The sequence below is a fragment of the Leclercia adecarboxylata genome (assembly GCF_006171285.1).
GTDB classification, from domain to species: Bacteria; Pseudomonadota; Gammaproteobacteria; order Enterobacterales; family Enterobacteriaceae; genus Enterobacter; species Enterobacter barmai.
Window position 1 is genome coordinate 2,833,676 of record NZ_CP040889.1, and the last position, 22,024, is coordinate 2,855,699.

General features: G+C 59.4%; 17 protein-coding genes and 1 riboswitch. Of the genes, 5 read left to right on the top strand and 12 right to left on the bottom strand.

Going from position 1 to position 22,024, the window contains the following annotated elements; genetic code table 11:
* Positions 1 to 210 precede the first annotated feature (210 nt).
* Positions 211 to 1,029, top strand: a complete 819-nt coding sequence (djlA, locus tag FHN83_RS15340) for a co-chaperone DjlA (RefSeq protein WP_039030404.1) — start codon at positions 211 to 213, stop codon at positions 1,027 to 1,029.
* A gap of 40 nt (positions 1,030 to 1,069) precedes the next feature.
* Here djlA and rluA read toward each other — a convergent pair whose 3' ends face one another.
* The 6 genes from rluA to araB all read right to left on the bottom strand — a co-directional run bounded on the left by rluA (position 1,070) and on the right by araB (position 11,269).
* Positions 1,070 to 1,729: a bifunctional tRNA pseudouridine(32) synthase/23S rRNA pseudouridine(746) synthase RluA gene (gene rluA, locus FHN83_RS15345; protein ID WP_039030403.1), complete on the bottom strand. Its 660-nt coding sequence runs from the start codon at positions 1,727 to 1,729 to the stop codon at positions 1,070 to 1,072.
* 12 nt (positions 1,730 to 1,741) lie between these two features.
* Positions 1,742 to 4,648 carry an RNA polymerase-associated protein RapA gene (gene rapA / locus FHN83_RS15350; RefSeq protein WP_139564317.1) on the bottom strand — a complete coding sequence of 969 codons (2,907 nt, stop codon included), beginning with the start codon at positions 4,646 to 4,648 and terminating at the stop codon, positions 1,742 to 1,744.
* A gap of 129 nt (positions 4,649 to 4,777) precedes the next feature.
* A complete protein-coding gene (polB, locus tag FHN83_RS15355) occupies positions 4,778 to 7,135 on the bottom strand; it encodes a DNA polymerase II (RefSeq protein WP_139564318.1) in 2,358 nt (785 codons plus the stop codon).
* 164 nt (positions 7,136 to 7,299) lie between these two features.
* Positions 7,300 to 7,995 carry an L-ribulose-5-phosphate 4-epimerase gene (araD, locus tag FHN83_RS15360; protein ID WP_139564319.1) on the bottom strand — a complete coding sequence of 232 codons (696 nt, stop codon included), beginning with the start codon at positions 7,993 to 7,995 and terminating at the stop codon, positions 7,300 to 7,302.
* Positions 7,996 to 8,046: 51 nt separating this feature from the next.
* Positions 8,047 to 9,549, bottom strand: coding sequence for an L-arabinose isomerase (gene araA, locus FHN83_RS15365; RefSeq protein WP_039030399.1), 1,503 nt, complete (start codon positions 9,547 to 9,549; stop codon positions 8,047 to 8,049).
* 10 nt (positions 9,550 to 9,559) lie between these two features.
* Positions 9,560 to 11,269 carry a ribulokinase gene (araB, locus tag FHN83_RS15370; RefSeq protein WP_139564320.1) on the bottom strand — a complete coding sequence of 570 codons (1,710 nt, stop codon included), beginning with the start codon at positions 11,267 to 11,269 and terminating at the stop codon, positions 9,560 to 9,562.
* Between the two features lie 336 nt (positions 11,270 to 11,605).
* Between araB and araC the strand changes: the two genes are divergently transcribed.
* Positions 11,606 to 12,451 (top strand): arabinose operon transcriptional regulator AraC, encoded by an 846-nt coding sequence (araC, locus tag FHN83_RS15375; RefSeq protein WP_039030397.1) that lies wholly within the window; start codon positions 11,606 to 11,608, stop codon positions 12,449 to 12,451.
* Between the two features lie 129 nt (positions 12,452 to 12,580).
* Positions 12,581 to 13,348 (top strand): DedA family protein, encoded by a 768-nt coding sequence (locus FHN83_RS15380; RefSeq protein ID WP_139564321.1) that lies wholly within the window; start codon positions 12,581 to 12,583, stop codon positions 13,346 to 13,348.
* 6 nt (positions 13,349 to 13,354) lie between these two features.
* Here FHN83_RS15380 and thiQ read toward each other — a convergent pair whose 3' ends face one another.
* From thiQ to sgrR, 4 genes are all read right to left on the bottom strand, one after another.
* Positions 13,355 to 14,050, bottom strand: coding sequence for a thiamine ABC transporter ATP-binding protein ThiQ (gene thiQ, locus FHN83_RS15385; RefSeq protein WP_139564322.1), 696 nt, complete (start codon positions 14,048 to 14,050; stop codon positions 13,355 to 13,357).
* Positions 14,034 to 15,644, bottom strand: coding sequence for a thiamine/thiamine pyrophosphate ABC transporter permease ThiP (thiP, locus tag FHN83_RS15390; RefSeq protein ID WP_139564323.1), 1,611 nt, complete (start codon positions 15,642 to 15,644; stop codon positions 14,034 to 14,036). The genes thiQ and thiP overlap by 17 nt, the downstream gene beginning before the upstream one ends.
* Positions 15,620 to 16,603: a thiamine ABC transporter substrate binding subunit gene (gene thiB, locus FHN83_RS15395; protein WP_139564324.1), complete on the bottom strand. Its 984-nt coding sequence runs from the start codon at positions 16,601 to 16,603 to the stop codon at positions 15,620 to 15,622. The genes thiP and thiB overlap by 25 nt, the downstream gene beginning before the upstream one ends.
* Before the next feature lie 34 nt (positions 16,604 to 16,637).
* A riboswitch (TPP riboswitch) is annotated at positions 16,638 to 16,737 on the bottom strand.
* 36 nt (positions 16,738 to 16,773) lie between these two features.
* Positions 16,774 to 18,429, bottom strand: coding sequence for an HTH-type transcriptional regulator SgrR (sgrR, locus tag FHN83_RS15400; RefSeq protein ID WP_139564325.1), 1,656 nt, complete (start codon positions 18,427 to 18,429; stop codon positions 16,774 to 16,776).
* An 87-nt stretch (positions 18,430 to 18,516) separates the two neighbouring features.
* Between sgrR and sgrT the strand changes: the two genes are divergently transcribed.
* Positions 18,517 to 18,669, top strand: a complete 153-nt coding sequence (gene sgrT / locus FHN83_RS15405) for a glucose uptake inhibitor SgrT (protein ID WP_139564326.1) — start codon at positions 18,517 to 18,519, stop codon at positions 18,667 to 18,669.
* Between the two features lie 103 nt (positions 18,670 to 18,772).
* Complete coding sequence (locus FHN83_RS15410) at positions 18,773 to 19,951, top strand: sugar efflux transporter (RefSeq protein WP_039030391.1); 1,179 nt, start codon at positions 18,773 to 18,775, stop codon at positions 19,949 to 19,951.
* A gap of 55 nt (positions 19,952 to 20,006) precedes the next feature.
* On the opposite strand, the gene leuD is transcribed toward FHN83_RS15410, so the two are convergent.
* Together leuD and leuC are read right to left on the bottom strand one after the other, a co-directional pair.
* A complete protein-coding gene (leuD, locus tag FHN83_RS15415; RefSeq protein WP_139564327.1) occupies positions 20,007 to 20,612 on the bottom strand; it encodes a 3-isopropylmalate dehydratase small subunit in 606 nt (201 codons plus the stop codon).
* Positions 20,613 to 20,622: 10 nt separating this feature from the next.
* Complete coding sequence (leuC, locus tag FHN83_RS15420) at positions 20,623 to 22,023, bottom strand: 3-isopropylmalate dehydratase large subunit (protein ID WP_039030389.1); 1,401 nt, start codon at positions 22,021 to 22,023, stop codon at positions 20,623 to 20,625.
* Position 22,024 lies beyond the last annotated feature (1 nt).

Genomic DNA, 22,024 nt, shown 5'->3' on the forward strand with positions numbered 1-22,024 from the left:
CTTATCGCTGGCAAACGGTCAGAGACTATCTTACTCATCATCACAGTGCCAGCGTTAATCCTGCCCGTAAACAAGCCATGGTGATAGGCTCGTTATTGAATGACGAGTATGATAATGCAAATTATAGGCGATGTCCTTCACTTGACCGTGGCCAGGCCACCGGAATGATGGCGTTGCGCTGGTTTAAATACATCACCATTTGGGGAGTATATGCAGTATTGGGGAAAAATTATCGGCGTGGCGTTCGCTTTACTGATGGGCGCGGGCTTCTGGGGTATCGTTCTGGGGCTGCTTATCGGCCATATGTTTGATAAAGCACGAAGTCGTAAGATGGCCTGGTTCGCCAACCAGCGTGAACGCCAGGCGCTTTTTTTTGCGACGACGTTCGAGGTTATGGGCCATCTGACCAAATCGAAAGGGCGGGTGACCGAGGCCGACATCCACATCGCCAGCCAGTTTATGGATCGCATGAACCTGCACGGCGACTCCCGGGCGGCGGCGCAACACGCATTTCGTATCGGCAAGGCGGACAACTATCCCTTGCGCGAAAAAATGCGTCAGTTCCGCAGTATCTGCTTCGGGCGCTTCGACTTAATTCGGATGTTTCTGGAGATTCAAATCCAGGCAGCGTTTGCCGACGGTTCACTCCACCCGAACGAACGTGAGGTGCTGTATGTCATCGCCGAAGAGCTGGGCATCTCCCGAACCCAGTTCGATCAGTTCCTGCGCATGATGCAGGGCGGGGCGCAGTTTGGCGGCGGCTATCAGCAACAGCAGGCGGGCGGTGGCGGCTGGCAGCAGGCGCAGCGCGGACCAACCCTGGAAGATGCCTGTAACGTGCTGGGCGTGAAGCCGACCGATGAGCCAACGACCATCAAGCGCGCCTACCGCAAGCTGATGAGCGAGCATCACCCGGATAAGCTGGTGGCGAAAGGGTTACCGCCAGAGATGATGGAGATGGCGAAGCAAAAAGCGCAGGAAATTCAGAAAGCCTACGAGCTCATTAAAGAGCAGAAGGGTTTTAAATAAGAGGGTATGCCCGGCAAGCGTCGCACCGCCGGGCAAGTCGTCAGAAATCCGCCGGTGCCTTAAAGGTCATCGGCGTGCCATATTCCGGATGGGTGATGGTGAGCATCTCAGCGTGCAGCTGCAGGCGCGGCGCCATGGCCAGTGCTTCTGGCGTGGCATAAAAGCGATCCCCCAGAATTGGATGGCCCAGCGCCAGCATATGCACGCGCAGCTGGTGCGAGCGACCGGTAATGGGTTTTAACAGCACGCGGGCGCTGTTGTCCGCCGCGTACTCCAGCACTTCATACTCGGTTTGCGCCGCCTTGCCGGTCTCGTAGCAGACCTTCTGCTTTGGGCGATTAGGCCAGTCGCAGATAAGCGGCAGGTCAACCAATCCTTCAGACGGCTGTGGATGTCCCCAGACGCGCGCAAGGTACTGCTTCTTCGGCTCGCGCTCACGAAACTGACGCTTCAGCTCGCGCTCTGCCGCCTTGGTCAGCGCCACCACAATCACACCGCTGGTCGCCATGTCCAGACGGTGGACGGACTCTGCCTGCGGATAATCGCGCTGCACGCGCGTCATCACGCTGTCTTTGTGCTCATCCAGCCTGCCCGGCACGGACAACAAGCCGCTCGGCTTGTTGACCACCATAATGTGCTCATCCTGATACAGAATGACCAGCCACGGATCCTGCGGCGGATTGTAGGGTTCCATCAACATGTTTCGCTCCGCTTACTGATGCGTCACAACGATAAGGCGCAGCGCATCAAGACGCCATCCTGCCTGCTCGAGGCTCTCAAGCACCTGCTGGCGATTGGTTTCAATCGCCGCCAGTTCATCGTCACGAATATTCGGATTCACCGCACGCAGGGCCTCCAGACGCGACAGCTCCGCCGACAGTTTTTCATCCGCTTCGCTACGCGCTGCGTCAATGAGGGCACGCGCCGCTTTCTCGATCTGAGGTTCACCCTGCTGGAGAATGGTATACACGTCCTGCTGCACCGCGTTTACCAGCTTGCTGCCGGTATGGCGATTCACCGCGCTCAGCTGACGGTTAAAGCTTTCAAACTCGACCTGCGCCGCCAGGTTGGTTCCGTTCTTATCCAGCAGCAGACGTACCGGCGTGGCCGGCAGGAAGCGGTTGAGCTGTAGCTGTTTCGGCGCCTGGGCTTCAACCACGTAGATCAGCTCCAGCAGCAGGGTGCCGACCGGCAGCGCCTTGTTCTTCAGCAGCGAAATGGTGCTGCTGCCGGTGTCGCCGGAGAGGATCAGATCCAGACCGTTGCGGATCAGCGGATGCTCCCAGGTAATGAACTGCGCGTCTTCGCGGGAAAGCGCCACGTCACGCTCGAAGGTGATGGTGCAGCCATCTTCCGGCAGGCCCGGGAAGTCCGGCACCAGCATATGGTCGGACGGGGTCAGCACAATCAGGTTCTCGCCGCGATCGTCCTGGTTGATACCGACGATATCAAACAGGTTCATGGCGAAGCTGATCAGGCTGGTGTCGTCATCCTGCTCTTCAATGCTCTCGGCCAGCGCCTGGGCCTTTTCGCCGCCGTTGGAGTGGATCTCCAGCAGACGGTCGCGGCCCTGTTCCAGCTGCGCTTTCAGGGCGTCATGCTGTTCACGGCAGGTTTTGATCAGATCGTCGAAACCGTCGGTGTTTTCCGGTGAGGCCAGATAGCCTGTCAGCTCGCTGTGCACGCTGTCGTAAATGGTACGGCCGGTCGGGCAGGTATGTTCAAACGCATCCAGTCCTTCGTGGAACCAGCGCACCAGCACGGACTGGGCGGTTTTTTCCAGATACGGGACGTGGATCTGAATGTCGTGCGCCTGACCGATACGATCCAGACGGCCGATACGCTGCTCCAGCAGATCCGGGTTGAACGGTAAATCGAACATCACCAGACGGCTGGCAAACTGGAAGTTACGCCCTTCGGAGCCGATTTCGGAGCAGAGCAGCACCTGCGCGCCGCTGTCCTCTTCGGAGAACCATGCCGCCGCGCGGTCGCGTTCGATAATGGACATGCCTTCATGGAACACCGCCGCGCGAATACCTTCCCGTTCGCGCAGAACCTGCTCCAGCTGAAGCGCGGTAGTGGCTTTGGCGCAGATAATCAGCACCTTCTGGGAACGGTTGGCGGTCAGATAACCCATCAGCCACTCAACGCGCGGGTCGAAGTTCCACCAGGTGCCGCTGTCGCCTTCAAATTCCTGATAAATCTGTTCCGGATAGAGCATATCCCGGGCGCGCTCTTCCGCCGTTTTGCGTGCGCCCATGATGCCGGAGACCTTGATGGCCGTCTGGTACTGGGTGGGCAGCGGCAGACGGATGGTGTGCAGCTCGCGTTTCGGGAAGCCTTTCACCCCGTTACGGGTGTTACGGAACAGGACGCGGCTGGTGCCGTGGCGGTCCATCAGCATGGAGACCAGCTCCTGGCGAGCGGCGTCGGCGCCGTCACGATCGCTGTTGGCGGCCTGCAGTAACGGCTCGATATCCTGTTCACCAATCAGATCGCTCAGGGTGTTGAGCTCTTCGTTGGAGAGGTGTTTGCCTGCCAGCAGCAGGGCAACGGCGTCGGCCACCGGGCGGTAATTTTTCTGCTCTTCGACAAAGAGGTCAAAGTCATGGAAACGGTTTGGATCCAGCAGGCGCAGACGCGCAAAGTGGCTCTCCAGACCCAGCTGTTCCGGGGTTGCGGTCAACAGCAGCACGCCAGGCACGCGCTCGGCCAGCTGTTCAATAGCCATGTATTCGCGGCTTGGGGCATCGACGCTCCACACCAGATGGTGCGCTTCATCGACCACCATGATGTCCCATTCGGCATCGCACAGGTGCTCAAGACGCTGCTTGCTGCGGCGCACGAAGTCCAGGGAGCAGATCACCAGCTGTTCGGTTTCGAACGGGTTATCGGCATCGTGCTGGGCTTCGGCGTAGCGCTCGTCGTCAAACAGGGAAAAACGCAGGTTGAAGCGACGCAGCATCTCCACCAGCCACTGGTGCTGCAGGGTTTCTGGCACCACAATCAGCACGCGCTCGGCCGCGCCGGAGAGCAGCTGTTGATGCAAAATCATGCCCGCTTCGATGGTTTTACCTAAGCCGACCTCATCCGCCAGCAGGACGCGCGGCGCATGGCGACGGCCCACGTCATGAGCGATGTTTAGCTGATGGGGGATCAGGCTGGTGCGCTGGCCGCGCAGGCCGCTCCAGGGCATACGGTACTGCTCGCTCTGGAACTTACGCGCGCGGTAGCGCAGCGAGAAGCGATCCATGCGGTCAATCTGACCGGCGAACAGGCGATCCTGAGGCTTGCTGAACACCAGCTTGCTGTCGAGCAGCACTTCGCGCAGCATCACATCGGTCTCGTCGGTATCAAGACGGGTACCAATATAGGCGAGCAGTCCATTCTCTTCTTTTACGTCTTCAATCTTCAGCTGCCAGCCTTCATGGCTGGTAACGGTGTCGCCCGGGTTGAACATCACGCGGGTCACAGGGGAATCATTGCGCGCATACAGACGGTTTTCACCGGTGGCGGGGAAAAGGAGAGTCACCATACGCGCATCCAGCGCCACGACAGTTCCTAACCCAAGTTCGCTTTCTGTGTCGCTGATCCAGCGTTGACCAAGTGTAAAAGGCATATTTGTTCGGCTCTAATCTTTAATTGCAGGCAATAGTTCAACCACCGTCGGGAAATGACGGTAATCGAATAATGGGTCCGGGAATGGAAAGGGCGCTATGGTACTGGATGGCAGCGATTTCGTCACCTGTCAAAATAGCCCCAACTGACCTGTCATCAGTGTAGCAAAGTCGTCGTCCATGAACGGTAAAATTCCCTCCGCGACGGGCTGTAGCTGGCGCGTAAGGTAGTGGTCATAGTCAAGGGGCGAACGCTGATAATCCACCGGCTCCGGGCCGCTGGTGGTCCAGACATATTTGATGGTGCCGCGGTTCTGATACTGCGGCGCGCGCCCGAGGCGGACGTTCTCTTCATCGGCAAGCCGGGCGGCGCGGACGTGGGGCGGGACGTTGCGCTGATACTCCGCAAGCGGGCGGCGCAGGCGCTTGCGGTAGACCAGCTGCGCATCCAGTTCGCCCGCCATCAGGCTGGCGATGGTCTCGCGCACAAACTCCTGATAGGGCTCGCGACGGAAGATTTTCAGATAAAGCTCCTGCTGGAAGCGCTGCGCCAGCGGGGTCCAGTCGGTACGCACGGTTTCCAGCCCTTTGAACACCATCCGCTGCTTTTCCCCCTCCTGGATAAGCCCGGCGTAGCGTTTCTTGCTGCCCTGATCGGTTCCCCGGATGGTGGGCATTAAAAAGCGGCAGAAGTGGGTCTCATATTCCAGCTCCAGGGCGCTGGTCAGGCCCGCGTTCTGCAGTTGGGTTCGCCACCAGCTGTTAACGTACTCCACCAGCGACCGGCCGATGGCGGCAGCCTCCGCTTCGCTTTTCGCGCCCTTCAGCCAGACGAAGGTGGAGTCGGTGTCGCCATAAATCACGTCATAGCCCTGAGACTCCACCAGCACTTTGGTCTGGCGCATGATCTCATGGCCGCGCATGGTGATCGACGAGGCCAGGCGCGGATCGAAGAAGCGGCAGGCGCTGGTGCCAAGCACGCCGTAAAAGGCGTTCATAATGATCTTCAGGGCCTGGGAGAGCGGTTTATTGCCGTGGCGTTTGGCCTCTTCACGCCCGTACCAGATCTGGCTGACGATCTCCGGCAGGCAGTGTTTTTCCCGGGAGAAGCGCGCCCCGAGGAATCCTTCGGTGCTGTGCTGCTCATCCGGTTGTGCGAGGCCTTCCACCAGCCCGACCGGATCGATAAGAAAGGTGCGAATGATCGACGGATAAAGGCTTTTATAATCCAGCACCAGCACCGAGTCGTACAGGCCGGGGCGGGAGTCCATCACGTAGCCGCCGGGGCTGGCCTGGGGCGGCACGTCACCGAGATTCGGGGCTACATAGCCCGCCCGGTGCATGCGCGGAAAGTAGAGATGGCTGAAGGCGGCCACCGAGCCGCCGTGCCGGTCGACCGCCAGGCCATTGACCGTGGCGCGCTCCAGCAGAAACGGCATGATCTCTGTTTTGTGAAAAATGCGCGTGACCAGCTCGCAGTCTTTCAGGTTATAGGTGGCCAGAGCAGGTTTATCTTCCGCGAACCGGCGGTCAATTTCGTCCATCCTGTCCCACGGGTTGTCGATGGATTTGCCCTCGCCGAGCAGCTCCTGCGATACCGACTCCAGCGAAAATGACGAGAAGCTCCAGAACGCCGATTTCAGCGCCTCGATGCCGTCGATAATCAAGCGCCCGTTAGCCTGGGCAAAGAAGACGCCGTTTTTAAACCCGTGCTCTCGCCACTCCAGCTCGCTGTTGCCGCGCCCGAGCAGGAGAGGAATGCGGTAGCGTTCGGCGTGTTTTTGTAGAACCCGCAAATCGAACTGCACCACGTTCCAGCCGATGATGACGTCCGGATCGTGCTGCGCAAACCAGGCGTTAAGTTTCTCGATCAGCTGCGGGCGGCTGTTGACGTACTCCAGCTGAAAATCGAGCCCGGAGGCGTCCCCATTCGCCGGGCCCAGCATATAGACAACCCGCTGGCCGCAGCCTTCAATGCCGATGCAGTAGAGCTCGCCGTGGCGGGTGGTTTCAATATCCACCGACGCCCATTTCAGGGGCGGGCGATAGTGCGGGTTGGGCTTGAGGCGGGCATCGATCAGCCGACTGCCCTGGGGCGTACCGTCCACCCACACCGGGGCGGTGATAAAGCGCTCCATTAGAAAGCGCTCCGGGGGACGAACATCGGCTTCGTACAGGGTCACGCCTGCCTCGCGGAGCAGCTTTTCATAGCGCATCAGCTGGCGATGGGCGCGACAGTAAAGGCCGTACACCGGACGGCGGTGGAAATCTTTCAGTTCAAGCGGGGTCAGCCGCCAGCCGTTTTCACCCTGCAGCAGCTGGCGGGCTTTTTCGACGTCAGGCTCAGGTATAAACGCGACGGACTCCTGGGCTGGCAGGGTGACGTTCAGCGGACCGTTATCGGTCGCCAGCCAGAATTCAACTTCGGTACCCTGGGGGGTATCCCGCCAGTGCCGGGTGAGTAAAAAGCCTTGTTGCGCCTGCGCCACGCCGTTCTCTCATAAAACAAAACCAGGCCTGATTATAGCCTGGTTGCGGGTGTATTGCTGGGGTTTTATACAGTTATCCCCTCACCCTAACCCTCTCCCCAGAGGGGCGAGGGGACGATTACACCCTCTCCCCTTTGGGGAGAGGGCCGGGGTGAGGGGTGTTTTTACTGCCCGTAATACGCCTTCGCGCCGTGCTTGCGCAGATAATGTTTATCCAGCAGGGTTTGCTGCATATCCGGCAACTGCGGCGCCAGCTGGCGGCAGAAGATGCCCATATAGGCCACTTCTTCCAGCACAATAGCGTTATGCACCGCGTCTTCGGCGTTTTTACCCCAGGCAAACGGACCGTGAGAGTGAACCAGCACCCCCGGCATCTGCGCGGCGTCGATTCCCTGTTTCTCAAAGGTTTCGACAATCACGTTACCGGTTTCCCACTCATACTCGCCGTTGATCTCGGCATCGGTCATCTTGCGGGTGCAGGGGATGGTGCCATAGAAGTAGTCGGCGTGGGTGGTACCGGTCGCCGGGATCGGCTGCCCTGCCTGCGCCCAGATGGTGGCATGACGGGAGTGGGTGTGAACAATGCCGCCAATCGACGGGAAAGCCTGATAGAGCAGGCGATGGGTTGGCGTATCGGAGGAGGGCTTTTTCTTCCCTTCCACCACTTCGCCGGTGGCGAGACTGACCACCACCATGTCGTCGGCGGTCATCACCCGGTAGTCGACGCCGGACGGTTTAATCACGAACACGCCTGCTTCGCGGTCGACGGCACTGACGTTGCCCCAGGTCAGGGTAACGAGGTTATGTTCCGGCAGGGTCAGGTTAGCTTCAAGCACCTGACGTTTGAGATCTTCCAGCATGTATCCTCCAGGAAAAAAGGCCCGCCCTGCGGCAGGCCAAAGGTTCCCCTGTTAACGTTTTGAACCGTAGTAGACTTCGTTCCAGCGCAGCGCATCTTTGAAGGCCGGCAGACGGGTGTCGTTATCAATGACCGTCAGTTCGATGTCGTGCAGCTCCGCGAACTGACGCATGTCGTTGAGATCCAGCGCATGGCTGAAGACGGTGTGGTGCGCGCCGCCCGCCACGATCCAGGCTTCGGACGCGGTCGCCAGATCCGGCTGGGCTTTCCACAGGGCGTTGGCGACCGGCAGTTTCGGCAGGGAGTGCGGGGTTTCAACGGCGTCAACGCAGTTCACCAGCAGGCGGAAACGATCCCCCAGATCGATCAGGCTGGCGTTGATGGCCGGGCCGGTACGGGTGTTGAAGATCAGACGCGCCGGATCGGCTTTGCCACCGATGCCAAGATGCTGCACGTCAAGGATCGGTTTTTCATCCACGGCGATCGACGGGCAGACTTCCAGCATGTGCGAGCCCAGCACCAGATCGTTGCCGTTCTCGAAGTGGTAGGTGTAATCCTCCATAAAGGAGGTGCCGCCCTGCAGACCGGTCGACATCACTTTCATGATGCGTAGCAGAGCGGCAGTTTTCCAGTCGCCTTCACCGGCAAAGCCGTAGCCCTGCTGCATCAGACGTTGTACCGCCAGGCCCGGCAGCTGCTTGAGGCCGTGCAGATCTTCGAAGGTGGTGGTGAACGCATGGAAGCCGCCCTGTTCCAGGAAGCGCTTCATACCCAGCTCAATACGGGCCGCATCCAGCACGTTCTGGCGCTTATCCCCGTTAACCTGTGCCGCCGCCGTCAGGCGATAGCTGCTTTCGTACTCATCCACCAGCGCATTAACGTCGCCGTCGCTGATTTCATTGACCACCTGCACCAGATCGCCCACCGCCCAGGTATTGACGGAAAAACCAAACTTAATCTGCGCGGCCACTTTATCGCCGTCGGTCACCGCCACTTCGCGCATGTTGTCGCCGAAGCGCACCACTTTCAGCTGACGGGTATCCTGTTTCGATACTGCCTGGCGCATCCAGGAACCGATGCGTTGATGAGCCTGTTTGTCCTGCCAGTGGCCGGTTACCACCGCGTGCTGCTGGCGCATACGCGCGCCGATGAAGCCGAACTCACGGCCGCCGTGTGCGGTCTGGTTCAGGTTCATAAAGTCCATGTCGATGCTGTCCCACGGCAGCGCCGCGTTGAACTGGGTATGGAACTGCAGCAGCGGTTTGTTGAGGATGGAAAGACCGTTGATCCACATCTTGGCCGGGGAGAAGGTGTGCAGCCATACCACCAGACCCGCGCATTTGTCGTCGTAGTTGGCGTCGCGGCAGATGTGGGTGATTTCATCCGGGGAGGTCCCCAGCGGTTTAAGCACCAGCTTGCACGGCAGTTTTGCTTCCGCATTCAGGGCATTGACCACATGTTCTGCATGCTGTGTTACCTGGCGCAGGGCTTCCGGCCCGTAAAGATGCTGGCTACCAATCACAAACCACACTTCATAATTATTAAAAATCGTCATTATCGTGTCCTTAATGTGTCAGGGTTGCCGTGGATTCCGGGATGCTCTTAACCGGGGCGGCGACAGGGAGATAGTGCTGCTCAGCGCTCTTCGCCCACTGCTGGTAGCGCTGATAAAGCTGTTCAAAACGTTGCGCCTGCTGCGCGCGCGGCTGCAGGGTGCTTTCCACCTTGCTCGCCATATGCTGCTGGGCCGTCGGGATATCGGCGTGCACGCCTGCCGCCACTGCGGCGAAGATCGCCGCGCCCAGGGCACAGCACTGATCCGAGGCGACAATCTGCAGCGGACGGTTCAGCACGTCGCAGCAGGCCTGCATGATCACCGGGTTTTTACGGGCGATACCGCCCAGGGCCATCACTTCGTTAACGGCGATCCCCTGTTCGGTGAAGCACTCCATAATGGCGCGCGCGCCGAAAGCGGTGGCTGCCACCAGCCCGCCAAACAGCGCCGGGGCGTCGGTGGCGAGGTTGAGATCGGTAATCACCCCCTTCAGGCGCTGGTTAGCATTCGGTGTGCGGCGGCCGTTAAACCAGTCGAGAACGACCGGGAGATGATCAAGGGAAGGATTTTTCGCCCAGGCTTCTGTCAGCTGAGGCAGCAGCTGTTTTTTGCTCTCGGCAATCTGGGTTTTCAGTTCCGGATGCGCAGCCGCCAGCCGATCCAGCGGCCAGCCCAGCACGCGGCCAAACCAGGCGTAGATGTCGCCGAAGGCGGACTGACCCGCTTCCAGGCCGATAAAATCAGGCACTACGCTGCCATCGACCTGGCCGCAGATACCTTTCACCGCGCGATCGCCGACGCTGGCTTTATCCGCCGTCAGGATGTCGCAGGTAGAGGTGCCGATCACTTTCACCAGTGTGTTGGGCTGAGCCCCCGCGCCAACCGCGCCCATGTGGCAGTCGAAGGCGCCGCCGGAGATGGCAACGGTCTGCGGCAGACCCAGACGTTCCGCCCACTCGGCGCACAGCGTGCCGACCGGGATATCCGCAGTCCAGGTATCGGTAAACAGGGGGTAGTCCAGGCTCTGGTTGATAATCGGATCGAGTTCGTCAAAGAAGGCGGCAGGCGGCAGGCCACCCCAGCTCTCATGCCAGAGGGATTTATGCCCGGCGCTGCAGCGACCGCGACGGATATCCTGCGGGCGGGTGGTGCCGGAGAGCAGGGCCGGAACCCAGTCGCACAGCTCAATCCACGACACAGCCGCTTGCGCCACCTGCGGATCCTGACGGGTAACGTGCAGGATTTTCGCCCAGAACCACTCGCTGGAGTAAATGCCGCCAATGTAGCGGGAGTAGTCGTTTTTGCCGGGCTGATGGCACAAACGGGTGATGGCTTCGGCTTCTTCTACCGCGGTATGGTCTTTCCACAGCACGAACATGGCGTTCGGGTTATCGGCGAACGCCGGCTGCAGCGCCAGGACGTGGCCGTCGGCGTCAATCGGTGCCGGGGTTGAACCGGTACTGTCCACGCCAATCCCGACGATCTGAGCGCGCTGCGCTTCACTTAACTCTGCCAGCACGGTTTTGATCGCCGCTTCCATCGACTCGATATAGTCACGCGGGTGATGGCGGAACTGATTGTTCGGCGCATCGCAATAGCGCCCCTCTTGCCAGCGCGGATACCACTCGACGCTGGTCGCTATCTCCTGACCCGTTGTGCACTCCACTGCCAGGGCGCGTACTGAGTCACTGCCAAAATCGAGGCCAATCGCAATTGCCATGGTGTTGCTCCATCAAAAAAACAGATATGAATGAACATTAGAGAGTGAGGGGAAAAATCGTCAGGCAGGATCCGCTAATCTTATGGATGATTTTGCTGTGACATGAGAAAGTGTGACGCCGTGCAAATAATCTATGTGGACATTTCTGCCGTGGTTATAGACACTTTTGTTACCGCCGACCCGCCCGATGTTACGGATAAATCGCAACGGAAGCGTGATGATGGCGGACCTAAAAACGGGCTGATGCCTTTTGGATCTTTGAGCGCCCCGTTTTTATGCCGCTTTTGATGATATGGACAAATGGTTTCCTTCAGGACTGCCAGGAGTACTGAAAATATGGCTGAAACGCAAAGTGATCCCCTGCTGCCGGGCTACTCGTTTAACGCCCATCTGGTTGCAGGACTGACGCCCATTGAGGCGGAAGGCTATCTCGATTTTTACGTTGATCGACCGCTGGGGATGAAGGGCTATATCCTCAACCTGACCGTGCGCGGAGAGGGGGTCATCAAGAATGGCGAGCAAACCTTTGTCTGCCGTCCGGGGGATATTTTGCTCTTTCCGCCGGGTGAAATTCACCACTACGGCCGTCATCCCGATGCCCGGGAGTGGTATCACCAGTGGGTCTACTTTCGCCCCCGCGCCTACTGGCAGGAGTGGCTGGCCTGGCCGTCGATGTTTGCCCATACCGGCTTCTACCGTCCGGACGAAGCGCATCAGCCGCAGTTTCGTGAACTGTTCGCCCAGATCATCGAGGCCGGACAGGCCGGGGGACGCTATGCCGAGCTGCTGGCCATCAATCTGCTGGAACAGCTCCTGCTGCGCCGGATGGAGGCGATCAACGAATCGCTGAACCCACCGCTGGATCACCGGGTGCGCGAAGCCTGCCAGTACATCAGCGATCATCTGGCGGACAGCCAGTTCGATATCGCCAGCGTCGCCCAGCATGTCTGCCTGTCGCCGTCACGGCTGTCGCACCTGTTCCGGCAGCAGCTGGGGGTGAGCGTGCTGAGCTGGCGCGAAGATCAGCGTATCAGCCAGGCCAAGCTGCTGCTCAGCACCACCCGCATGCCGATTGCCACCGTCGGGCGCAACGTGGGCTTTGAGGATCAGCTCTACTTTTCCCGGGTCTTTAAAAAATGCACCGGGGCCAGCCCGAGCGAATTCCGCGCGGGGTGTGAATAAAAGGTAAATAAAACTAAACAAGATCACTCGATCCTGCTCACACCCGGTAAACTATTCAGACAATTGTTGTCTTGACGCAGCAGGCCTCTGTTCGCAGAATCCCTGCTTCGTCACCTGACCGGAACTGTTATGCAGGCATTGCTGGAACATTTTATTACTCAGTCCGTTACCTATTCGCTCATCGCCGTGGCGTTAGTGGCCTTTCTGGAATCCCTGGCGCTGGTCGGACTGATCCTGCCCGGCACGGTGCTGATGGCCGGGCTCGGCGCGCTGATTGGCAGCGGCGAGGTTAACTTCTGGCAGGCGTGGCTGGCGGGGATCGTCGGTTGCCTGCTGGGGGACTGGATCTCATTCTGGCTGGGCTGGCGCTTCAAAAAGCCGCTGCACCGCTGGTCATTCATGAAGAAAAACAAAGCGCTGCTCGATAAAACCGAGCATGCCCTGCATCAACACAGCATGTTTACCATTCTGGTGGGCCGCTTTGTGGGCCCGACGCGTCCGCTGGTGCCAATGGTGGCGGGGATGCTCGATCTGCCGGTGTCGAAATTTATCGTGCCGAACCTGATTGGCTGCCTGTTGTGGCCGCCGTTTTACTTCCTGCCGGGCATTCTGGCCGGGGCAGCAATTGATATTCCTGCCGATGTTCAGAGCGGGGGCTTTAAATGGCTGTTGCTGGCAACCGCGCTGCTGCTGTGGCTGGCGGCCTGGCTCTGCTGGCGGCTGTGGCGCAGCGGAAAGGCGGCGTCGGATCGCCTGAGCGATTACCTGCCGCGTGGACGCCTGTTCTGGCTTGCGCCCGTCACCCTGGGTGTTGCGGTGGCCGCGCTGGTGATGCTGGTTCGCCACCCGCTGATGCCGGTCTACGGCGAGATCTTATTGAAGGTGGTCAGCCGCTGACCCTTGTCAGTGGATCCCCAGCAGGCGCGACGCGCTCGCTTTCCCACTTGCCAGCTGTTCCGTATCGCCATCCCAGGCGATACGGCCATCGGCAATCACCACCGACCGTCGGGCGATTCTGACCGCATCTTCCACGCTGTGCGACACCATCAGCATCGTTAGCTGCTGGCGCTCGCACACCTCTTTGACCAGCAGCAGCATCTCCTGACGTAACGCGGGATCGAGCGCCGAAAAGGGCTCATCCAGCAGCAGGATGGGCTGTTCGCGCACCAGACAGCGCGCAAGGGCAACACGCTGGCGCTGACCACCCGAGAGCTCCCCCGGCAGGCGTTCCAGCAGATCGTCTATCCCCATCTGAAGCGCGATGTCGCTTAGCTTCTGCTGCTGGGCAGCTTTCAGCTTCATGCCCGGATGCATGCCGAGGCCAATGTTCTGACGCACGGTCAGATGAGTGAAAAGATTGTTTTCCTGAAACAGCATCGACACCGGGCGCTGTGACGGCGGCGTGCGGGTATGGTCATGGCCGTTAATCGTGATGCTGCCGTTGGCCGGTTGCAGAAAACCGGCGATCAGGTTGAGGAGCGTGCTTTTCCCCGCGCCGCTGGGGCCGAGCACGGCGATAAGTTCGCCCTGGCCCACGGACAGGGTAAAGCGCATCGGCAGGTGCTGATAAAGCCAGGTTACATCAGTCAGTTTTAACATCACGCCCCGGAAGTTTTTCGATAACGGTAAATAACGCAAAGCATAGCAAGAGCAGCAGCAGCGCCGTGACGGCACCGTCCTGGCTGCGATACGAGCCAATTTGCTGGTAAAGCCAGAACGGCAGGGTGCGGAAATCATCGTTGCCAAACAGCGCCACCACGCCGAAATCACCGATAGACAGCACGCAGGCAAAGGCCAGCGCCTGGGCCAGAGGGCGTTTCAGGGCGCGCAGCTCCACCACCTTCAGCCGCTGCCAGCCGTGCATTCCCAGGGAGTCGCAGAGCAGGGTATAGCGGGCGCTGAGATCGCGCATCGGGTTTTCCAGCACTTTCAGCGCGTAGGGGATCGCCATCAGGGCGTTGGTAAAGATGACTATGCCATCGGCCGATTCAGGCAGGCCGACAGTGCTGTTGAACAGCAGGAAAAAACCGCTCGCCAGCACGATGCCGGGCATCGCCAGGATCAGCATCCCGCTGAGATCCAGCGCCTGTCCGGCTACGAACGCCTGGCGGGCATACAGCTCCCGGCTGGTCCACAGCAGCATCATGGTCAGCAGCACGCAGAGCAGCCCGGCACCCAGCGCAATGCGCAGCGAGGTGCCCAGCGCCTGCCAGAGCACCGGCTGTTGCAGCACCGACAGCAGGTTGAGATTCAGACCGTCGACCACCACCGCCAGCAGCGGCGGGATCAGCAGCAGTAGCGCCAGGGCGATCAGCAGGCCATCGGTCAGACGGCTACGCAGGTTGTCCTGCGGATCGCGCCAGCCTGCGAGCTGGTTACTGCCGACGGGGATGGCTTTTCCCAGCCGCTGGCTCAGCATCACCAGCCCCAGACAGCAGACCATCTGCACGATGGCAAGCAGTGCCGCACGGCCCGGATCATAGTCGTAGCTCAGGGCCTGATAGATAGCGAGCCCGATGGTGGTGGCCTGCGGCCCGCCGCCGAGCGAGAGCACGGTGGCGAAGCTGGCAAAGCAGAGCATGAAGATCAGCGCCGCAACCGGCGGGATCTGACGGCGTAGCCAGGGCCACTCAACGAAGCGGAAAAATGACCAGCCGCGCATTCCGAGCTGGGCCGCAAGCTGGCGCTGCTCGCCGGGGATATTCTCCAGCGCCTGCAGCAGCAGACGCGTGGCCATCGGCATGTTGAAAAAGACGTGCGCCAGCAGGATCCCCTGCAGGCCATAGGGCGAGAAGGTCCACTCAAGTCCGAGCGCCTGGCACAGGACGGCCAGCCAGCCCTGACGTCCGTAGACGCTGAGAATGCCAAATATCGCCACCAGCACCGGCAGGATCAGGGTCATGGCGCACAGGCGCAGCAGCGCCTGCCTGCCCGGGAACCGTCGCCGGTAGAGGGCGCGGGCAAGAAATATTGCGGGGGTCACCGAGAGCAGGGCGGAGAGAAACGCCTGCCAGAAAGAGAAGCGGATAACGTGCCACAGATAGCTGTCGTGCAACAGCGCCGCGACGTCGGTGGCTGGCGCGTTAAACCACAGCGCCAGAAAAGCCCCCAGGGCGACGGACACCATCAGGATGGCGGCCAGAAGCCCCGGGAGTAACCAGCCGGCGATTAGCGGCTGACGGCGCGTTGCCATTCACCGATCCAGGCAGCACGTTTCCCGGCCACTTCCTGTGGGGTAAATTCCAGCGTGGTTTGCGGTTTCACCAGGGTGTCAAAACCGGCCGGTAACGTCACGTTGGTCACCGGGTACATCCAGTTGCCGGTCGGGATGGCGTTCTGGAACGACGGGGAGACCATAAATTTCAGGAACTTTTCGGCCAGTTCCGGCTGTTTGCTGGCGGCAGTACGGGCGGCGACTTCCACCTGCAGATAGTGGCCTTCAGCAAAGTCCGCGGCAGCGTAGTTCTCTTTTTTCTCTGAAATAATGTGATACGCCGGAGAGGTGGTGTAGCTCAGCACCAGGTCGCTTTCGCCTTTCAGGAACAGACCGTAGGCTTCGCTCCAGCCTTTGGTCACGGTGACGGTTTTAGCGGCCAGCTTCTGCCAGGCTTCCGGCGTTTTGTCGCCGTACACTTTTTGCATCCACAGCAGCAGACCCAGCCCCGGGGTGCTGGTGCGCGGATCTTCGTAGATCACGCGCCATTTTTTATCGCTCTCAACCAGCTCTTTCAGGCTTTTCGGTGGGTTTTTCAGCTTGTTTTTGTCATAGACAAAGGCGAAGTAGCCGTAATCGAAGGGCACAAAGGTGTCGTTTTTCCAGCCGCCAGGGACGTTAACCGCATCGGTCGGCACGCCGCTTTTGGCGAACAGCCCGGTCTGCGTCGCCGCTTCCAGCAGGTTGTTATCCAGACCCAGCACCACGTCGGCTTTGCTGTTTTTACCTTCCATGCGCAGGCGGTTCAGCAGCGAGACGCCATCCTCCAGCGCCACAAACTTCAGCTCGCACTTGCAGTCGGCTTCAAAGGCTTTTTTGACCGCCGGGCCAGGGCCCCAGTCGGCAGCGAAAGAGTCGTAGGTGTAGACCGTCAGCACAGGACTGGCTACGGCAGGCAGCGCAACCAGCGCCAGCAGGGGAAGAACAGTTTTGAACACTTTGCACCTCATTGTTTGAGAGTGGCAAAGGATTTTGAGCGACAGCCTCAAATCCCTTCGCCGGCGTTATCCGGATCAGGTTCGACGGGTATTTTCTCAGCACACGCTTTCGCGCAGCACCCCGTTGAGAACGGCGGTATTGTAATGATTTGGTGAATATTACGAAAGTGTTATGGTTCCGGCGGCGCAAACCACGCCGATTTAAAGTCAAACCAGCCCAGCGTATTCATGCGTAAGCCGCGCATACTGCGCTGCCCCTGGATCATCAGCCAGTGGTGGATCAGCGGGACAATCGCCTGCTGGGCCAGCAGCTGCTGGCACCAGACCGCAAGATTCATCTCCCCGGCGCGCCACTGGGCGGCGTCCTGCTGCCAGTCCCGCGCGATGCAGTTTTGCAGAAGCGGTACCTCATACAGATGGGAGAACAGCGAGAAATCCAGCGGCAGGGTGAAGTTGACGCTGTTGAGCCAGATGTCGCTAACGATCTCTCCCCGATGCCACTCCTCGTAGCTGACCTCCTGAATGTTGAGCATCACCTGCTCGGCGGCCAGCAGCTCGCTCATCATTCTGGCGATCACCCGGTGTTCAATATGTTCGCGGTAGAAGGTCAGGGTGATGCTCTCCAGCCCGGCCGGTTTATCGCCGCGTCCCGGGCGGGCATGGTGCCAGCGCGGCAGCAGGCCATACGCCGGGAACCAGTAGGACTGGTACATCTCTTCGGCCTGATAGATCAGATTGGCAGGAGAGAGGATCCGGCTTATCCACTGGCGCACCTCGCCGCTGGCACCGCGATGGGAGCGGGCATCGAACAGCAGATAGTAGCACCCCTCTTCGAGGCGGCTCTCTACCGCCTTTTCTCCCTCTGTTGGCCCTTCGAGGGTCAGGCCGACGCTCAGCTCTTCGTTGAGATCCGGCAACACCCAGACGTTCACTTCGTCAATCAAGGCCCGGTAGCCAAAGTAATCCTCGAAGGCGCGGATCTTCAGCTGATTATTGTTGTTGCGGGAAACGGCGTAAGGCCCTGTGCCTACCGGATGGCCGGCAAAGTTGGGCATGGTTTCCCACTCGCGCGGCAGGATCATCGAGGGTACATACCCCAGCAGCCACGGCAGCCAGCGGTCGGGCTGAGAGAGCTGAATATCCAGAGTCCAGGCCGTGGGAGACTGGATCCGGCTGATGTGCGAGTAAAGAGGCAATTCGCGGGCGCGCTGCAACGTGGCGATGACGTCGGCCATCTCCAGCTCGCGTCCGTGATGGAAATGGATGCCGGGCCGTAAAAAAAATCGCCAGTGCAGCGGGGAAAGCTGCTGCCAGTGGTGGGCAATGTCGGCTTCCAGTTCCCCATTTTCCTCATTTATGCGCGTCAGGCCGCTAAAAATCTGCCGCGCCATGTGGGTTTCAGATCGCCGTAATGCGCTGCCCGGTAACAGGTTTTTCATCGGACGATAGTAGAGCACCCGCAGGATGTGCTTGCCCTGACGGAAGCTGCGTCCGAGGTGGGAAACCAGCATCTGGCGCACCGCGGCTTTATCGCCCACCAGCTGCACCAGCTGTTCGATGCGATCCTGCTCGAGCAGATCTTCCGCCCGCTGCTGCTGAAGCGCGAGGCCGGTGTAGAGAAAGGTGAGGCGCGAACGCTTGCCGCGCCCGGCTTCGGCTTCCCAGCTCAGCCATCCCTGCTGCTGCATGGTGTTAAGCAGGGTCCGCATATGGCGACGCGAACAGCTGAGCAGATCGGCCAGCTCGCTGAGCGTGGTGTCCCGGGTCTGGCCGTCACAGCACTGCCACAGGCGGATGAATTGTTGTTGCAGACGACCAGAAGGCATAAAAGGGGAACTCCTGACAAAAAATCAGCAATTTATTAATCCCTATATTAAGCCAATAATTCACTTCGATGAAGCGAGGAGGTGAATATGAAGAGGTCTGCCACAAATCAGTTTTACCAACAGTACTTCTCAGCGACAAAGGGAATGTCCTGGCTGGCCCGCCGGTGTGCAGAGCAGCGGCTGAAAATACTGGAAGATCTGATGCAGTGGGAGGTGACAACGTCGACCTCGGAACGCTGAATTGCTTCGATCATGTGTGACTGAGTATTGGTGCTAATCACCACGCCAGCAGGTATTATCTGCTGGCTTTTTTCGTTTTCACGTGCGCTAAAGGGAACAGTGAATGCTCTGGTTAATGACGATGGGACGCCGTCTCAACGGTGTTTATGCCGCTTTTTTAATGGTGGCTTTTATGATGGGCGTAGCCGGGGCACTGCAGGCGCCGACCCTGAGTCTGTTCCTGAGCCGCGAGGTGGGCGCTCAACCTTTCTGGGTGGGACTGTTCTATACCGTCAACGCCGTCGCCGGGATCCTGGTCAGCCTCTGGCTGGCGAAGCGTTCCGACAGCCAGGGCGATCGCCGCAAGCTGATCCTTTTTTGCTGCGCGATGGCGATTGGCAACGCGCTGCTGTTTGCCTTTAACCGTCATTATCTGACCTTATTAACCTGCGGCGTGCTGCTGGCCTCACTTGCCAACACCGCCATGCCGCAGTTGTTTGCTCTGGCGCGGGAATATGCCGACAGCTCCGCGCGTGAAGTGGTGATGTTCAGCTCGGTGATGCGTGCCCAGCTTTCGCTGGCGTGGGTTATCGGCCCGCCGCTGGCGTTTATGCTGGCGCTTAACTACGGCTTTACCGCCATGTTCTCCATTGCGGCGGCCATTTTTGCCATCAGCCTGGGGCTGATTGCCTTCGCGCTGCCTTCCGTTGCGCGGGTGGAATCGGCGACCGCCGTGCCGGTGACCGAGGTCAGCGGCTGGAAAAACAAAAATGTCCGCAGGCTCTTTATCGCCTCCACGCTGATGTGGACCTGCAACACCATGTATATCATCGACATGCCGCTGTGGATCAGCAGCGATCTGGGCCTGCCTGACAAGCTGGCCGGGATCTTAATGGGCACCGCCGCCGGGCTGGAAATCCCGGCGATGATCCTTGCGGGCTACTACGTGAAATATTTCGGCAAGCGCCGGATGATGGTGGTTGCGGTAGCTGCGGGTGTGCTGTTTTATCTGGGATTGATCCTGTTTCACAGCCGTGAAGCGCTGCTCGCCCTGCAGCTGTTTAACGCGGTCTTTATCGGCATCATCGCCGGGATCGGCATGCTCTGGTTCCAGGATTTGATGCCGGGACGTGCGGGCTCTGCCACGACGTTATTTACCAATAGCATTTCAACCGGCGTGATTCTGGCGGGGATCGTCCAGGGGGCGCTGGCGCAAAGCTACGGTCATTCTGCGGTTTACTTGGCTATTGCGGGGATTTCGCTGGTAACGCTGGTGCTCACCTGGCGGGTTAAAGATGTCTGAATAAAAAAGAGTCCATTGCTCGTGCAATGGACTCTTTATCGTGCGGGTTAAATCTTTAGCTCATAAAGGCTGGCTGTTTATTCTCGTAGGCGGAAATCGCCTCTTCGTGCTGCAGGGTCAGCCCGATGCTGTCCAGACCGTTGATCATGCAGTGGCGGCGGAAGGCGTCGATGTTAAAGCTGTAGGTTTTCTCCCCGGCTTTGACCACCTGCGCTTCCAGATCCACTTCGAAGGTGATGCCCGGATTGCTCTGCACTAATGTAAACAGCTCATCGACCTGCTCGTCGCTCAGGGTGACCGGCAGGAGCTGGTTGTTGAAGCTGTTGCCGTAGAAGATGTCGGCAAAGCTCGGCGCAATCACCACTTTGAAACCGTAATCGGTCAGCGCCCACGGTGCATGCTCGCGCGATGAACCGCAGCCAAAGTTTTCCCGCGCCAGCAGGATCGACGCCCCTTTAAATGCCGGTAAGTTCAGCACGAACTCCGGATTTGGCACTTCGCCTTTGTCATCCAGAAAACGCCAGTCGTTAAACAGGTGGGCACCAAAACCGGTGCGGGTCACCTTCTGCAAAAACTGCTTCGGAATGATGGCGTCGGTATCGACGTTAGCCGCGTCCAGAGGGACCACCAGGCCAGTATGTTGGGTAAATTTCTCTGCCATGATGGTCTCCTTATTTCAGGCTGCGAATATCAGCGAAATGGCCGGTCACTGCGGCGGCCGCGGCCATCGCCGGGCTAACCAGATGTGTGCGCCCACCGCGTCCCTGACGACCTTCAAAGTTACGGTTGCTGGTGGAGGCGCAGCGCTCGCCCGGATTCAGGCGGTCGTTGTTCATGGCCAGGCACATGGAGCAACCCGGCAGACGCCACTCGAAGCCTGCTTCGATGAAAATCTTGTCCAGTCCTTCGGCTTCTGCCTGCGCTTTTACCGGGCCGGAGCCAGGAACCACCAGCGCCTGTACGCCCGGTGCCACTTTACGGCCTTTCGCCACTTCTGCCGCCGCGCGCAGATCTTCAATGCGCGAGTTGGTGCAGGAGCCAATAAACACTTTATCAATGTTCACGTCGGTCAGCGGCACGCCCGGTTTCAGACCCATATAGGCCAGCGCTTTCTCTGCGCTGGCGCGCTCAACCGGATCGGCGAACGAGGCCGGGTCAGGAATGTTGTCGTTTACGGAGATCACCTGGCCCGGGTTAGTGCCCCAGGTGACCTGAGGCGCAATCGCTTCGGCCTGCAGGGTGACAACGGTGTCGAACACCGCGCCTTCGTCGGTTTTCAGGGTTTTCCAGTAGGCGACCGCGTCGTCGTAATGCTGACCTTTAGGGGCATGCAGACGATCTTTCACATAGGCGAAAGTGGTCTCATCCGGCGCAACCAGACCGGCTTTCGCCCCCATTTCAATGGCCATGTTGCACAGGGTCATACGACCTTCCATGCTCAGGGCCTGAATTGCGCTGCCGCAGAACTCCACCACATGCCCGGTACCGCCTGCGCTACCGGTTTTACCGATGATCGCCAGCACGATGTCTTTGGCGGTGATGCCCGGGGCGGCCTCGCCGGTAACTTCAATTTTCATGGTCTTCGCGCGGCCCTGTTTCAGGGTCTGAGTCGCCAGCACATGTTCTACTTCAGAGGTGCCGATACCGAACGCCAGGGCACCGAACGCGCCGTGGGTCGCGGTATGGGAGTCGCCGCAGACGATGGTCATCCCTGGCAGGGTGATGCCCTGCTCAGGACCCATCACGTGGACAATCCCCTGATACGGGTGATTCAGGTCGTACAGCTCAACGCCGAACTCTTTACAGTTCTTGATCAGCTCCTGCATCTGAATTCGCGCCATCTCACCGGAGGCGTTAATGTCTTTGGTCTGCGTCGAGACGTTATGGTCCATCGTCGCAAAGGTTTTACCAGGCTGACGCACCGGGCGATGGTGCGCGCGCAGGCCATCAAACGCCTGCGGGGACGTCACTTCATGCACCAGGTGGCGGTCGATATAGAGCAGCGGGGTTTCGTTCGGCGCTTCGAAGACCACGTGCGCATCAAACAATTTTTCGTACAACGTCTTCGCCATG